Annotated in this window: 11 protein-coding genes; 6 read left to right on the top strand and 5 right to left on the bottom strand. The window is 67.8% G+C overall.

What is annotated here, in order from left to right; all coding sequences use genetic code 11:
• Nucleotides 1-37 precede the first annotated feature (37 nt).
• Complete coding sequence (locus tag LO55_RS02605; protein ID WP_071360332.1) at nucleotides 38-931, bottom strand: bile acid:sodium symporter family protein; 894 nt, start codon at nucleotides 929-931, stop codon at nucleotides 38-40.
• Nucleotides 932-1,136: 205 nt separating this feature from the next.
• Between LO55_RS02605 and LO55_RS02600 the strand changes: the two genes are divergently transcribed.
• Nucleotides 1,137-3,638 (top strand): hybrid sensor histidine kinase/response regulator, encoded by a 2,502-nt coding sequence (locus LO55_RS02600; RefSeq protein WP_071360331.1) that lies wholly within the window; start codon nucleotides 1,137-1,139, stop codon nucleotides 3,636-3,638.
• A 1-nt stretch (nucleotide 3,639) separates the two neighbouring features.
• Here LO55_RS02600 and LO55_RS02595 read toward each other — a convergent pair whose 3' ends face one another.
• On the bottom strand, nucleotides 3,640-4,224 hold the full coding sequence (locus LO55_RS02595) for a TetR/AcrR family transcriptional regulator (protein WP_071360330.1): 585 nt from the start codon (nucleotides 4,222-4,224) through the stop codon (nucleotides 3,640-3,642).
• A 119-nt stretch (nucleotides 4,225-4,343) separates the two neighbouring features.
• On the opposite strand from LO55_RS02595, the gene LO55_RS02590 reads away from it, so the two are divergent.
• Complete coding sequence (locus LO55_RS02590; RefSeq protein ID WP_071360329.1) at nucleotides 4,344-5,105, top strand: SDR family NAD(P)-dependent oxidoreductase; 762 nt, start codon at nucleotides 4,344-4,346, stop codon at nucleotides 5,103-5,105.
• Between the two features lie 14 nt (nucleotides 5,106-5,119).
• On the opposite strand, the gene LO55_RS02585 is transcribed toward LO55_RS02590, so the two are convergent.
• Nucleotides 5,120-5,476: a winged helix-turn-helix transcriptional regulator gene (locus LO55_RS02585; RefSeq protein WP_071360328.1), complete on the bottom strand. Its 357-nt coding sequence runs from the start codon at nucleotides 5,474-5,476 to the stop codon at nucleotides 5,120-5,122.
• 138 nt (nucleotides 5,477-5,614) lie between these two features.
• Here LO55_RS02585 and LO55_RS02580 point away from each other — a divergent pair, with 138 nt between their 5' ends.
• On the top strand, nucleotides 5,615-6,712 hold the full coding sequence (locus LO55_RS02580) for an alkene reductase (RefSeq protein WP_071360327.1): 1,098 nt from the start codon (nucleotides 5,615-5,617) through the stop codon (nucleotides 6,710-6,712).
• Here LO55_RS02580 and ggt read toward each other — a convergent pair.
• Nucleotides 6,709-8,481, bottom strand: coding sequence for a gamma-glutamyltransferase (gene ggt, locus LO55_RS02575; RefSeq protein WP_071360326.1), 1,773 nt, complete (start codon nucleotides 8,479-8,481; stop codon nucleotides 6,709-6,711). The two genes, LO55_RS02580 and ggt, sit on opposite strands and share 4 nt — an antisense overlap.
• Nucleotides 8,481-8,894 (bottom strand): hypothetical protein, encoded by a 414-nt coding sequence (locus LO55_RS02570; RefSeq protein ID WP_071360325.1) that lies wholly within the window; start codon nucleotides 8,892-8,894, stop codon nucleotides 8,481-8,483. The genes ggt and LO55_RS02570 overlap by 1 nt, the downstream gene beginning before the upstream one ends.
• A 169-nt stretch (nucleotides 8,895-9,063) precedes the next feature.
• Between LO55_RS02570 and pstS the strand changes: the two genes are divergently transcribed.
• The 3 genes from pstS to LO55_RS02555 all read left to right on the top strand — a co-directional run bounded on the left by pstS (nucleotide 9,064) and on the right by LO55_RS02555 (nucleotide 13,660).
• The gene (gene pstS / locus LO55_RS02565; RefSeq protein WP_071360324.1) at nucleotides 9,064-10,092 is read left to right on the top strand and encodes a phosphate ABC transporter substrate-binding protein PstS; all 1,029 of its coding nucleotides are present in this window, start codon (nucleotides 9,064-9,066) and stop codon (nucleotides 10,090-10,092) included.
• Nucleotides 10,093-10,197: 105 nt separating this feature from the next.
• Nucleotides 10,198-10,860 (top strand): winged helix-turn-helix transcriptional regulator, encoded by a 663-nt coding sequence (locus LO55_RS02560; RefSeq protein ID WP_071360323.1) that lies wholly within the window; start codon nucleotides 10,198-10,200, stop codon nucleotides 10,858-10,860.
• A gap of 79 nt (nucleotides 10,861-10,939) precedes the next feature.
• The gene (locus LO55_RS02555) at nucleotides 10,940-13,660 is read left to right on the top strand and encodes a bifunctional diguanylate cyclase/phosphodiesterase (RefSeq protein ID WP_071360322.1); all 2,721 of its coding nucleotides are present in this window, start codon (nucleotides 10,940-10,942) and stop codon (nucleotides 13,658-13,660) included.
• Nucleotides 13,661-13,726: the final 66 nt, after the last annotated feature.

Here is a 13,726-nt window from a genome sequence, read left to right as displayed (position 1 = left end):
TGGCGCCTGTGCGGCCGCCCGCCGCACAGGCGCTGCTTCAGCGGCTCGCCGTCGCCGCCACCTTCACGCCAGCGCCCTGGCGCCGCAGCACCAGCACCCCGAACGCCGTCGCCAGCACGTACATGCTGATCGAATAGATCGCCGCCGGCACCATCAGCCGGAAGTCGCCCAATACCGACACCGCCACGAAAATCGCCAGCGTCGAGTTGTGGATGCCGATCTCGTAACCGATCGCCACCGCGTTCGGCTTGTCGAGGCCGGCGATGCGCGGGACGTAGTAGCCCAGGCCCAGGCTGGCCGCATTGAACAGCACCACCGCCAGCCCGATCGTGGCGAACGAACCGGTCAGCGCATCCCATTCCTTGGCGAAGGCGATCAGCGCCAGCGCCGCCAGCACCGCCATCGAGAAGATCTTCATCGGCTTGTCGGTGCGCGCCGCGAAACCCGGCGTGGCGCGCTTGACCGCCATCCCGATCGCCACCGGCACCAGCACGATGCCGATCACTTCCATCACCTTGGCAGTCTGCATCGGCACCACCTGGCCGCTCTGCGAAAAGCTGGCGATGGCGAAGTTGGCGATCAGCGGCAGGGTCACGATCGATAGCAGCGTGTTGATCGCCGTAAGCGAGATATTCATCGCCACATTGCCGCCAAACAGGTGACTGAACAGATTCGCTGACACGCCGCCGGGCGAGGCGGCCAGCAGCATCAGGCCGATCGCGAACACGGGCGGCACGTCCAGCACCACGACCAGGCCGTAGCACAGCGCCGGCAATGCCAGCGCCTGCAGCGCCAGCGCCAGCAGCACCGCCTTCGGATGCCCGAGCAGACGCCGGAAGTCGCCGACGGTGAGGGACAGGCCCAGGCCGAACATGATCAGGGCCAGCGCCCCGATCAGCAGGGTGGGCAGCAGGGTAATAAAATCGGTCATCGCGCGTCTCCTTGGTGGTGTTCTTATCGGATGTCGGCGCGTCGGACTGCGCATGCGCGCCGCCCTGCCAGTGTAGTCGAGTGCGCGGCGAAAAATCGCCTGTCGGCCCGAGATTACGGCGCGACGACGTTGCGAAACATGCAATAATGCCGCATGAATGCGCGCAACCACGTCCTGGGACCCCATCAGGCAACCGATCGACTCCATGGGTAGTCCAGCAGTGTTTCCCGCTTCCGGCGCCGCCATGGCGGCGGCAATCCGCGATCACGACTGGGCCGCCACGGCGCTGGGCCCGATCGCATCCTGGCCAGCCACGCTGCGCACCAGCGTCAATATCGTGCTGGACTCGGCCTTTCCGAGCTTTATCGTCTGGGGACCGGAGCAGATCCTGCTCTACAACGACGCCTATGCCGAGATCCTGTGCAACAAGCACCCGGCCGCGCTGGGGCTGGGGTTCCAGGCCGTCTGGCACGAAATCTGGGACGTGCTCGGGCCGCTGGTCGAGCGCACCCTGGTCGGCGGCGAATCGCACCGGATGAACGACCTCGCGCTCGTCATGCAGCGCAAGGGTTATGCCGAGCACACCTGGTTCACCTATTCCTACGGTCCCGTACGCGACGACGCCAGCCGCATCTGCGGCCTGCTGTGCACCTGCATCGAGACCACCGACGCCGTGCTCAGGCAGCGGCGCCAGGCGGCCGACGAAGCGGTGCTGCGGGAGCACGAATCGGCGTCGCGCGAAGACGCCGAGCGGGTCCAGCTGGCGCTGGAGGCCGGCGCCATCATCGGCACCTGGTTCTGGGACCTGCCGACCGACCGCTTCACCGTCGACGAAGCCTTTGCACGCGCCTTCGGCCTCGACCCGGCGATCGGCCGCACCGGCCTCTCCCTGGCCCAGGTGGTCGCCACCGTGCACCCCGACGACCAGGCCGGCCTGGCCCAGGCCATCAATACGGTGATCGCGCGCGGCGGCCATTACGCCCACCAGTACCGGGTGCGGCGCGCCGACGGCCGGTACTACTGGATCGAGGCCAATGGCCGGGTCGACCTGGCGCCGGACGGCACCGGCCTGCTGTTCCCGGGCGTGCTGATCGACGTCGAGGGACGGCGCGCGGTGGAGGCCGAGCGCGACGGGGCGATCCTCAAGCTGCGCGCGCTCAACGAGCAGCTGGAACAGAAGGTGCTGGCCCAGGCGCTGGCGCGTGGACGCACCTGGCAGCTCAGTCCCGACATCCTGGGCGTGCTCAACGCCGACGGTTTCATGGAGACCTCGAACCCGGCCTGGCAGGCCACGCTGGGCTGGACCGAGGAAGAGGTGGCCGCCACGCCTTTCCTCGACTTCATCCACCCCGACGACCGCGCCGGCACCGAGGCGGTCTGGCGCCGCGCACTGGAGCGCGGCATTCCCGCGCTGCGCTTCGAGAACCGCTACCGCCACAAGAGCGGCGGCTGGCGCTGGCTGTCGTGGGTGGCGGTGCCGGACGAGCGCAAGGTGTACTGCTCGGCGCGCGACATCAGCGTCGAGCGCGAACGCCAGGCCGAGCTGGAGCGGGCGCAGGAACAGCTGCGCCATTCGCAGAAGATGGAGGCGGTAGGCCAGCTCACCGGCGGGCTCGCGCATGACTTCAACAACCTGCTGGCCGGCGTCGCTGGCAGCCTCGACCTGATCAAGCTGCGCCTCGGGCAGGGCCGCGCCGACGAGATCGAGCGCTATCTCGCGGTGGCTCAGGGCGCGACCAGGCGGGCGGCGGCGCTGACCCACCGGCTGCTGGCATTCTCGCGGCGCCAGACGCTGGCGCCCAGGGCCATCTGCGTCAACACCATGGTCGACGGCATGCTGGAAATGATCCGGCGCACGGTGGGCCCTGGCGTGCGGGTCGAGCCGGCGTACAGCGACGTGCCGTGGACGGCGCTGGTCGACCAGTCGCAACTCGAAAACGCGCTGCTGAACCTGTGCATCAATGCGCGCGACGCCATGCCCGAAGGCGGGCGCATCGCGATCGCCACCGCCAACCGGGTGCTCGGCCTCGACGCCGCGCGCAGCCACGAGCTGCCGCCGGGCGACTATCTCGTGCTCTCGGTGGCCGACACCGGCGCCGGCATGGCGCCGGACGTGCTGGCCAAGGCCTTCGAACCCTTCTTCACCACCAAGCCGCTGGGCCAGGGCACGGGGCTGGGACTGTCGATGATCTACGGTTTCGCCAAGCAGTCGGGCGGGCAGGTGGCCATCGACTCGCAGGTGGGGCAGGGCACCACGGTCAGCATCTTCCTGCCGCGTCATCGCGGCGCGGCCGAGGGCCCCGATGCGGCGCCCGCCCTGGCGGCGCCGCCGGCTGGCCAAGGCGAGACGATCCTGGTGGTGGACGACGAGCCGAGCGTGCGCACGCTGGTGGTCGACCTGCTCGAGGAACTCGGCTACACGGTGCTCCAGGCCGAGGACGGCGCCGGCGGCCTGGCGCTGCTGCAATCGGACGCGCGCATCGACCTCGTGATCTCGGACGTCGGCCTGCCGGGCATGATGAATGGACGCCAGATGGCGGACGCGGCGCGCGTCAAGCGTCCCCGGTTGAAGGTATTGTTCATCACCGGCTATGCCGAAACCGCCTTGCTCGACCACGGCCAGCTCGCGCCCGGCATGTCGGTGCTGACCAAGCCGTTCTCGATCGACGCGATGGCGCAGCGGGTGCGCGAGCTGGTCGCGCGCTAGGTCAGGCGCCGGGCCAGGTCGACAGCGCCTGCTCGACCACCGCCTCGAGCGTCTCGCGCTCGAAGCCGGCCTTGGCCTGGATCGCCATGCCGTGCAGCAGGGCCATCACGAATGCCGCCAGAGCGGCCGGCCGGGCCGAGGCAGGCAAGTCGCCTTCGGCCTGGGCCCGTTCGAAGCGCTCGCGCAGCTGGGTCTCGCCGATCGCACGAAAACCGATCAGGGCCTGGCGCACCGGTTCCGATTCATCCGTTCCGGCGACCGCGCCGTTGATGCCGAGGCAGCCGGCGCGGTCGGGATAGCGGGTATTCAGTTCTACTGAGCTGTACAGGATGTGGGCGGCCACTTCGCGCGAAGTCGGCTTGGCCAGCGCCTCGGGGATATGGGTCATGAAGCGCTCGTGGTAGCGCTCGAGTACTCGCTTGAACAGCGCTTCCTTGTTGCCGAAGGCCGAGTACAGGGCGGGCCGCTCGACGCCGGCGGCCTCGGTCAGGTCGGCGTAGGAGGCCCCCTCGTAGCCCTTGCGCCAGAACACGCACAGCGCGGCGTCGAGCACCTTTTCCACATCGTATTCGCGATGGCGACCCATCAGCGCACCTCCGCTTTTTCAATAACGCGCGTTACAAAAATTGCTTGACAGTCCATCCGCGGATTATATACTCGTCGTTATCGTAACGGTCGTTACGAAATAACGCGTGAGGAAACGATATGTCGAATGATTTGAAAGGCAAGGTTGCGCTGGTGACCGGAGGCTCGCGGGGCCTGGGCGCGGTGATCGCCGAAGCGCTGGCCGATGCGGGCGCCGACGTGGCGATCACCTATGTGGCATCTGGCGGCAAGGCCGAAGCCGTGGTGGAAAGACTGAAGGCGAAGGGCGTGCGCGCACTGGCCATCCGCAGCGACCAGGCCGACACGGCGGCGGCCAAGCCGCTGGTCGACACGGTGATGCACCATTTCGGACGGCTCGACATCCTCGTCAACAATGCCGCGGTGGTCGCCAAGGGCCAGCTCGTCGACGATCCCGCGCTCGACACCGCCGCACTCGACCATCAATGGCAGGTCAACGTCATGGGCGCGGTCGCGACCACGCGCGCTGCCGCGCCCGTGCTGGCCGAGGGCGGCCGGATCATCTTCATCGGTTCGCGCAACGGCACCCTGGCCCTGATCCCCGGCGTGGCCGACTACGCCGGCACCAAGGCTGCCCTGATCGGCTATGCCAAGGGCGTGGCGCGCGACCTCGGGCCGCGCAACATCACCGTCAACGTGGTCCAGCCCGGCGCGATGCCGACCGACATGATGGTGGAGGCCCTGGGCAGCACGACGGCGCCCGACGCTTTCCTGGAGATGCACCCGATCCGCCGCATCGCGACGCTCGAGGAAGTGGCGGCGCTGGTCAATTTCCTGGCCGGCCCGAACGGCGGCTACATCACCGGCGGCGTTATCGACGTGGCGGGCGGGCTCGGCATCTGACGCCGCCGGCTTCTTCAGGCGTTGCGCGTCGCACGCGCGGAGGAGATCGCACCGATTTCCTCCATGTTATCGGTGCCCCATGCGCACAGCGGCTGGAGGGTCCGCGCCAGACTCTTGCCGAACTCGGTCAGCGCGTACTCGACATGGGGCGGCACCGTGCGAAAGTCGATGCGCCGCACCAGGCCGTCGCAAGCCATTTCCTTGAGCTGTTGGCTCAGCATCTTCTCGCTGACATCGCCGACCAGTCTCCTCAGTTCGCTGAAACGCAACTGGTCGCCATGCATCAGGTGATAGACGATCAGGAGTTTCCATTTGCCTGCGATCAGGTCGAGCACGGCTTCCATGCCGCACTTGAAGGGGATGTCTTTCATTCGGCCGCCTCCCGTTTTTACACTTACAAAAAAGTGGGTACTGGTGTAAATCATATCATAGAGGCTACCATCCGGAACATGCGATGCCGACGCCTGGAAAGGGGCGTCAGGCCCTTTCACATCTCACCGGAGGAAGCAATGCGTTCCAGCGATATCCTGTTCCAATCAAGCAAGATCGGTGACCTCGAACTCCCGAACCGCATCGTCATGGCGTCGATGTCGCGCGCCCGGACCGACAACACCGGGCTCGTCCCCAACGCGCTGCAGGCCGAGTATTACCGCCAGCGCGCGTCCGCAGGCCTGATCCTGAGCGAAGGGACGTGGCCGAGCGAGGAGGCGATCGGCGCGTTGCACGTGCCGGGCCTGTTCAACGAACGGCAGGCCGAAGGCTGGAAGCGGGTGACGGACGCGGTGCATGCCGCCGGAGGGCGGATCTTCGTCCAGCTCGGCCACTGCGGCGCGGCGTCGCATCCCGACCTGCATGGCGGCAGGCTGCCGCTGGCGCCTTCCGCCATCGGCCTCGAGCAACCGGTGTTCACGCCGGACGGCTTCAAGACCTCGCCCATCCCGCAGGCCATGACGCTCGGCGATATCGAGCGTACGATCGGCGACTATGCGCGGGCGACGCGGCTGGCGCGCCAGGCGGGTTTCGATGGCGTCGAGCTGCACGGCATCGTCGGTTACCTGATCCCGGAGTTCCTGAACGAGACGTTCAACCTGCGTGAGGACCGTTATGGCGGCAGTATCGAGAACCGCGCGCGCTTTCCGCTCGAGGTGCTCGAAGCGATGATCGGCGAGTGGCGTGCGGGCCGCATCGGCCTCAAGCTCAGTCCCGGCGTCGGTCTCGGCAAGCTCCAGCCGACGGCGCACACCTTGCCGACCTACGAATACCTGGTGTCACGGGTAGCGAAGCTGAAGATCGCCTACCTGCAGCTCTACCATCCGGCCGGCGAGCTGGCAGGCACGCCGATCGAGGCGCTCGAGGGCGGCACGGCGGCTTATTTCCGCCGGTTCTATGACGGGACGATCATGGCCAATGGCGGCTTGACGCTGGAATCGGCGCGCACGCTGCTTGATGCGGGGGATGCCGATCTCGTGTCCTTCGGCGCTCCCTATATCGCCAACCCCGATCTGGTCGAGCGTTTTCGCCAAGGGTTGCCGCTTGCGGCGGCCGATGAGGCGACGTATTACCAGGGAGGCGAGCGCGGCTATATCGATTACCCGCCCGCCAGCTAGTGCCCGCGGCGCTGCACCAGCGCCGTGCCGACGCCGTGGCGCTTGCCCTCGCTGACGGCGGTGACGGTGCCGTCCGGGTTGAACACCAGCGCATTGGCCGCGCCGATTTCTTCGGCCGGCGACTCCCAGCGCTGGCCGAAGCCCGACAGGGCGCGTGCCTGCGCCGTGTCCGTGAAGCCCGGCTCGACCGAGGTGTCGAGCGCATTGCGCTGGCTGATGCGCGGCGCATCGAGCGCCTGGTCCATCGGCATGCCGAAGTCAACGTGGTTCACGATGGTCTGCAGCACCGTGGTGATGATGGTCGAGCCGCCGGGGCTGCCGATGCTGAAGGCCGGCTTGCCGTCCTTGAGCGCGATCGTGGGCGCCATGCTCGAGCGCGGCCGCTTGCCGGCTTCGGGCACGTTCGGGTGCGGGCCGCTGGCGTCGAAGTCGAAATCGGTGAGCTCGTTATTGAGCAGGAAGCCGTAGCCCGGCACCACGATGCCGCTGCCGCCCCAGGATTCGATGGTGAAGGTGTACGCCACCACGTTGCCGTCCTTGTCCGACACCGTCAGGTGGGTGGTGTGCGCGCTCTCGGGCGCCAGCTTGACGGCGGCGGCGGGCTGGGTGCGCAGGGGGATGCTCGGGTCGTTCTGATAGCGGTAGGGGTCGCCCGCCGCCACCGCGCCCGGCGCGGCCTTGCGCGGATCGATCAGCGCACGGCGCTCGGCCGCATACTGCTTCGAGAGCAGGCCGGCGAGCGGCGCATCGACGTATTCGGGATCGGCCAGATAGGCGTTGCGGTCGGCGAAGGCCAGGCGGCTGGCTTCGATATAGAGGTGCTCGGCGCGGGCGCGCGGCAGAGACTCGAGGTCATAGCCCTCGAGGATGTTGAGCGCATGCGCCACCGTCGGGCCGCCGCTGCTCGGCAGGGGCATGCCATACAGCTCGTAGCCGCGATAAGTGCTGCGCAGGGCGGGGCGGATGCGCGCCTCGTAGTTGGCGAGATCCGCCATGGTCATGGCGCCGGGCCGTACGGCATACCCTTTCGCGACCGGCGGCCGGTTGACGCTGTCGACGATCGCGCGCGCGATCGGCCCTTCATAGAATGCCTTCACGCCGCCTTGCGCGATCTCGCGGTAGGCGCGCGCCATGCCGGGATTGCGCAGCAGCGTGCCGGCGGGCAGCGCCTTGCCCTTGTGCAGGTACAGCTCGCTCGTCGGCGCGAACTGGCGGAATTTCTTGTCGTTCTGCTCGACCAGCTTGCTGAAATTGGCGTTGATGCGAAAGCCGCCGTCGGCCACCGCGATCGCCGGCGCCAGCACCTGGGAAAAGCGCATGCTGCCGTAGCGTTCGAGCGCCTCGTGCCAGCCGCGCACGGTGCCCGGCACGCCGACCGCCGCTCCGCTGGCGACCGCCGTCTCGAAGTCGAGCGGCTTGCCATCCTGCTGGAACAGTCGCGGTCCCACCGCACCGGGGGCCGTCTCGCGGTGGTCGATGGTGATCACGCGTTTGTCCCTGGCCAGGTAGATCACCATGAACCCGCCGCCGCCGATGCCGCAGCTGAACGGGTCGGTGACGCCCAGCGTGGCGGCCGCGGCCACCGCGGCGTCGACCGCGTTGCCGCCTTGATTCAGGATGGCGAGCGCCGCCTGCGAGGCCTGCGCGCTGATCGTGGCGACGGCGCCCCCGGTGCCGGTCGCGACCGGCGCGGCCGCGACGCCCTGGAAGGAGACGGCGACGGCCAGGACGCACGCCAGTGCGGCCCGCGGCAGGCGGCGCGGCGCCATCAGCTGCCGTACATATTGAAGACCACCGGATACGACGCCGGTTTCGCTTCCGCCATGCCGCGCGGCTGCGGCACGAACGAGGGATCGAGTTCGATGCGCGCGCCGCGCAGGCCGGGCGAGGTATAGCCGGGTTTGCCCTGCACCAGCCAGAAGCCCTGCGCCATGTTGTTGATGCGCAGGGTGAAGCGGTAGGCCAGCTGGCCGGCCCACATGCAGCGCGCATTGTCCGGGCAGCGGCTGTCGTCGGCGCCCTCGTAGGTGAGGGAGAGGCGCTGGTCGATCGGCAATGGCGGCAGGTGCAGGGTCTGGCGCTCGCTCAGCGTGTACTGGGCGTCGGGCAGGCGGTCGGGCGTGGCGCAGGCCGACAGCAGGCCGGCGGCGGCGATGGAGAGGACGCAGGGCAAGGTGCGCATCGGTGTCATCCAGGGTTTGACGGGAAACCCATGATAGCAAAACCGCAACCGACTGGTCGCGTGACAGCGAAAAGACAGGGCATGGTCAAGTCATAAACAGGTCATATTCGGCAGCTATTCTTTTTCCTGTAGTCCAAAACATATCCCTCAACCAGAGATAGGAATAACAATGTTCAAGAAGATCCTCGCCGGCGCTGCCGCCACGCTCGTGATGACGACCTCGTTCGCCGCCGACATTACCGGCGCGGGCGCGACCTTCCCGTACCCGATCTACGCCAAGTGGGCTGAAAGCTACAAGGCCGCCACCGGCACCGGCCTGAACTACCAGTCGGTCGGCTCGGGCGCCGGCATCAAGCAGATCAAGGCGAAGACCGTGGACTTCGGCGCATCGGACATGCCGCTGAAGGCGGAAGAGCTGGACAAGGAAGGCCTGATGCAGTTCCCGGCCATCATGGGCGGCGTGGTCGCCGTGGTCAACGTCGACGGCGTGACCCCGGGCCAGCTGAAGATGACCGGTCCGCTGCTGGCCGACATCTACATGGGCAAGATCACCAAGTGGAACGCGCCGGAAATCGCCGCCGTGAACCCGGGCGTGAAACTGCCTGCCGCGGACATCACCGTCGTGCACCGCGCCGACAGCTCGGGCACCTCGTTCCTGTTCACCGACTTCCTGGCCAAGACCAGCCCGGCATGGAAAGAGAGCATCGGTTCGGGCACCACCGTGAAGTGGGCCGTGGGCGTGGGCGGCAAGGGCAACGAAGGCGTCGCCGCCAACGTACAGCGTATCAAGGGCGCAATCGGCTACGTCGAGTGGGCTTATGCCAAGAAGAACAAGCTGTCGCACACCCAGTTGCGCAACAAGGAAGGTGTCGACCTGCAACCGTCGGACGACGTGTTCAAGGCCGCTGCCGCCAATGCCGAGTGGACCAAGGCCCCTGGCTTCGGCGTGGTGCTGACCGACGGCGCCGGCAAGCAGAGCTGGCCGATCACCGGCGTGTCGTACATCCTGATGCACAAGAGCCAGGCCGACGCCAAGAAAGGCCAGGAAGTCGTGAAGTTCTTCGACTGGTCGTTCAAGAACGGCGCCCCGGCAGCTGCCGAGCTGGACTACGTGCCGATGCCGGCCAGCGTCGTCAAGCAAGTGCAGGACGCCTGGAAAGCCAACCTGAAGGACGCTTCGGGCAAGGCCATCATGTAAGACGCCTTCACGGCGACCGATCCGGCAGCCTGGCTGCCGGATTTTCGTTGGTGCGCTCGCGGCACCGTGGGCCGCATCAACGCAGAACCTCTTTTTGGGCATCCCATGACAACGGCGAACACGATCGTCCTGGTGATCGACGACAAGCCGGCCATTGCCGAGCTGCTCAAGTTCTCGCTGCACGAGGACGAGTGGGTCTGGCATGACGTGCCGAGCCTGGCGCAAGCCTGGGACTTCATCGGGCGCGAGCGCCCGGAACTGTTGCTGCAGGAATCGATGCTGCGCAATGAAGGCGGCATGCGCCTGCTGGCGCGCCTGCGCGGCGACCGCCGCCTGCGCGAGCAGCCGGTGATCCTGCTGGCGGCGCAATGCGCGGAAGGCGAGCGTCCCGCCAGCCTCCCGGCGCCCGTCCCCCATCCCGAATTCATTCCCCAGGCCCCGCTCGAGCAGGCGCGCGAACTGTCGCCCGAATCGCGCCTGTTGCGCTCGGGCCGCCTGGTGCTCGATCCGCTCAGCTGCAGCGTACGGGTCGGCAACCACAAGGTCGAGGTCAGGCACGCTGAATACCGGCTGCTGCGCTTCCTGCTGTGCCATCCGGGCCAGGTGTTTACGCGCACCCAGCTGCTGGAGCAGCTGTGGGAAGCCCACGCCTCGCTCGACCAGCGCACCGTGGACGTGCACGTGCTGCGCCTGCGCAAGGCGCTGGGGCGGGCCAAGTCGCTGATCAAGACCGTGCGCGGCGCCGGCTACATGCTGTCGCCGACCTGAAGCGCCAAGCGTTTCCATGTCACGACGCTGACATGTTTGCTATCTAGACTTGCGGCAACTTGTTCTTTTTTCACCCGCAATGAGCAGACATCCCGGCCTCGCCCCCTACCTGGCGCCCTATCTGGACCCCGCACGCGGCAACCGCTTCCTGGTCCTGCTGTGGCCGCTGCTGGCCGTGCTGGCATGCGGCGCGTTGTGGGCGGCGACCCTGTTGCGGGTCGAGGCCGAGCAGGAGCGCGTGGCCAGCCAGGCGCGCAAGGACGTGGCGGCCTACGCCGAAGCCTACGAGCAGTACATCACGCGCTCGGTGGCGCAGATGGACCAGATCACGATGCAGCTGAAGTTCAGCTGGGAGAATTCGCGCCAGGCTGGCCTGCTCGACGAGATGCGGCGCGACGGCATGTTCACCGACAGCGCCTTTCACGTGGTGGCGGTGCTCGACCGCGGCGGCGTCGTGCGCTCCAGCACGCGCGCCGGCCTGATCGGCGCCGACCTGGCGCCCAGCGCCTGGTTCAACCACCACCGCGACAACAACTCGACCGCCTTGCGGGTCGGCGCCGCGCCGACGCAGTTCGGCAGCGCCGACGACGTGGTGCTGTTCACGCGCCGCCTCGAAACCCGGGAAGAGGAATTCGACGGTGTGGTGCTGATGGCGATCGACGCCCGCTACTTCACGTCCTTCGTCAGCCCGGCCACCATCGGCGCCGGCGGCATCGTGGCGCTGGCCGGTAGCGAAGGACGGTTGCGGGTCGAGCAGCGCAGCAACGGCGCGTCGTTCACGGATGCGGTCGCGCTGCCGCGCCGCGGCGGCGCCTGGTCGGGCGAGCAGGGCGTGCGCCTGGTCGAGGGCGAGGGCGGCTTCGCCGACGGCCAGTCGCGCGTGCTGGGCTGGCGCCAGTCGACCGCCTATCCGCTGGTGGCCCTGGTCGGCTTGCCGCAGCACGAAGCGCTGGCGGCCAACAACGGCTACTGGATCGAGAGCCGCGACCGCGCCATCGTCGCCACCCTGTGCCTGTTGCTGCTGGGCGCGGTCGGGGCGGTGCTGGCGCGGCGCGCCGTGGCGCGGGCCAAGGAGCAGGACGAGGTGCGGCGCGCTTACCGCGCGGCCACCGAGAGCGGCAACGACGGCTTCTACATGGCCTCGGCGGTGCGCGCGCGCGACGGCCAGATCACGGATTTCCGCATCGTCGACTGCAACGAGCGCGGCGCCTTCTTCTACGGCGTGACGCGCGACGAACTGGTCGGGTCGAGCCTGACCGAGATCGACAGCGGCCTGTTCGGCGAGGACCTCCTCGGCACCTACCGCAAGGCGATGGACAGCGGCTTTCATGAAGACGACCGCAGGATGCCGAGCGATAACCGGCTCAATATCAGCTGGGGCCGCCGGCGCCTGGTACGGGTCGGCAACGGCCTGGCGGTGACCCTGCAGGACATCAGCGAGCGCAAGGCGCACGAGGCCCAGCTCGAGCGCCTGGCCAACGAAGATTCGCTGACCGGCCTGGCCACCCGCCACGCCTTTTTGGAGCGCATGCCGGCCATGCTGGCCCAGGCGCAGGAAGCCGGCGCCGGCAACGGCGCCAGCGCCGCGCTGCTGTTCATCGACCTGGACGAGTTCAAGCATGTCAACGACACCCACGGCCACGCCACCGGCGACCAGCTGCTGAAGGCCGCCGCCGGCCGCCTGCTGTCCTTGCTGCGTCCGGGCGACGGGGTGGCGCGCTTCGGCGGCGACGAATTCGTGGTGCTGCTGTCGCCCTGCGACGGCGAGCGCCAGGCCGCCTCGGTGGCCTCGCGCATCGTCGAGGCTTTCGCCGTGCCGTTCCTGATCGGCGACGAGCTGCACGCCGTGGGCTCCTCGATCGGCATCAGCCTGTATCCGCGCGACGGGCTGGATGCCGAGACCCTGGTCAGGCACAGCGACATCGCCATGTACGTCGGCAAGAACGAGGGCAAGGGGCAATACCGCTTCTTCGATCCCTCGCTGTCGTCGACCCTCAACTCGCGCGCGCGCCTGAAGCAGAACATGCTCGAAGCGCTCGAGGCCGACCAGTTCGTGCTGCACTACCAGCCGCGCGTGGACGCGCGCAGCGGAGAATTGCTGAGCATGGAAGCGCTGGTGCGCTGGCGCCATCCGTCCCTGGGCATGGTGGCGCCGGGCGAATTCATCCCGCTGGCCGAAGCCACCGGGCTGATCGTGCGCATCGGCGAGACCGTGATCGACAAGGCCTGCGCCCAGCTGGCCGCCTGGCGCGAGGCCGGCGTGGCGCTGGTGCCGGTCTCGATCAACGTCTCGCCCAAGCAGTTCCTGCGCGGCGGCGTGCAGCGCCAGCTGAGCGCGGCGCTGGTCAAGCACCGGGTGCCGGCCAGCCTGATCGAGGTCGAGATCACCGAGTCGGCGATGATGGGCGACCAGGACGACATCCTGGCCGAGCTGGCGGCCCTGCGCGCGCTCGGGGTGAAACTGCATGTGGACGATTTCGGCACCGGCTACTCGTCGCTGTCGCAGCTGCAGCGCCTCAAGATGGATGTGCTGAAGGTCGACCGCGCCTTCACCACCGAGCTGGCCAATTCGAAGGAGGGCAAGGTGTTCTTCCAGGCCATCGTGTCGATGGCGCACGCGCTGGGCATGTCGGTGGTGGCCGAGGGCGTCGAGACCGAGGAACAGCTGGCGATCCTGCGCCACCTCGATTGCAACGAGGTGCAGGGTTTCTATATCGCGCGTCCGGTGCCGGCTGACGAGATGGCGGCGATGATGGAGCGGCGTTATCTGCTGGACGCGCAAACCGCCCGCGCTGTTTAGTAAAAGAACATAAACTGCGCCGTCATGAGGTCTTGTTGGTCGCCATGTCCTGCCGACTATGCTTAA

This window comes from Massilia timonae, assembly GCF_001866515.1.
In the GTDB taxonomy this organism is placed as follows: Bacteria; Pseudomonadota; Gammaproteobacteria; order Burkholderiales; family Burkholderiaceae_D; genus Telluria; species Telluria timonae.
Note: the sequence above shows the minus strand (reverse complement) of the source record. Positions and strands in the feature narration are given on the sequence as shown.

Coding starts and splice junctions, on each gene's coding strand:
- LO55_RS02605 (WP_071360332.1), bottom strand. CDS start 931: ATGACCGATTTTATTACCCTGCTGCCCACCCTGCTGATCGGGGCGCTG.
- LO55_RS02600 (WP_071360331.1), top strand. CDS start 1,137: ATGGGTAGTCCAGCAGTGTTTCCCGCTTCCGGCGCCGCCATGGCGGCG.
- LO55_RS02595 (WP_071360330.1), bottom strand. CDS start 4,224: ATGGGTCGCCATCGCGAATACGATGTGGAAAAGGTGCTCGACGCCGCG.
- LO55_RS02590 (WP_071360329.1), top strand. CDS start 4,344: ATGTCGAATGATTTGAAAGGCAAGGTTGCGCTGGTGACCGGAGGCTCG.
- LO55_RS02585 (WP_071360328.1), bottom strand. CDS start 5,476: ATGAAAGACATCCCCTTCAAGTGCGGCATGGAAGCCGTGCTCGACCTG.
- LO55_RS02580 (WP_071360327.1), top strand. CDS start 5,615: ATGCGTTCCAGCGATATCCTGTTCCAATCAAGCAAGATCGGTGACCTC.
- ggt (WP_071360326.1), bottom strand. CDS start 8,481: ATGGCGCCGCGCCGCCTGCCGCGGGCCGCACTGGCGTGCGTCCTGGCC.
- LO55_RS02570 (WP_071360325.1), bottom strand. CDS start 8,894: ATGCGCACCTTGCCCTGCGTCCTCTCCATCGCCGCCGCCGGCCTGCTG.
- pstS (WP_071360324.1), top strand. CDS start 9,064: ATGTTCAAGAAGATCCTCGCCGGCGCTGCCGCCACGCTCGTGATGACG.
- LO55_RS02560 (WP_071360323.1), top strand. CDS start 10,198: ATGACAACGGCGAACACGATCGTCCTGGTGATCGACGACAAGCCGGCC.
- LO55_RS02555 (WP_071360322.1), top strand. CDS start 10,940: ATGAGCAGACATCCCGGCCTCGCCCCCTACCTGGCGCCCTATCTGGAC.